The 513-nt window shown below is 40.0% G+C and carries 1 protein-coding gene; it reads left to right on the forward strand.

Annotated elements, in window-relative coordinates; genetic code table 11:
- The coding region (locus tag CO726_RS31295) for an NlpC/P60 family protein (RefSeq protein WP_169513135.1) at positions 1 to 513 on the forward strand (513 nt) is incomplete at both ends.

Consider the following 513-nt stretch of genomic DNA (forward strand, 5'->3'; position numbering starts at 1 on the left):
CCCGTTACTTACATTTGAGTAAAATATCAGTTGCACCAGGAACCATGGTAACAAAAGGACAAATTATTGGGGAAATGGGTGGCTCTAACTTTGATAAAAATACTGGGATTCTTAATATGGCAGGATACGCTGTCCATTTAGATTTCCAAATTCGTATTAACGACCAACCAACGGATCCGATGAAATTCTTTAAAAAAAATGATGATCCAGGACTATCATCTAGTGGTTCTCCTATTATGACGAATGACAAGCGACAAAAAGTATTAGCAGAAGCAAAAAAATGGCTTGGGCAAGGAAAAGTGAGATATGTATTAGGGGATCGTAATCCACCAGGGGGTACGTCAGATTGCTCAGGATTTACGCAGTATGTCTTTAGAACAAGTATAGGTGTACAACTTGGAGATTGGACAGGTGCTCAAGTTGGACAAGGTAAACAAGTTGCAGACATCAATCAAGCGCAACCGGGGGATCTTATCTTCTATGAAAACCCAGGGCATGTTGCTATTTATATGG

Source organism: Bacillus fungorum (assembly GCF_002746455.1).
Taxonomy (GTDB): Bacteria; Bacillota; Bacilli; order Bacillales; family Bacillaceae_G; genus Bacillus_A; species Bacillus_A fungorum.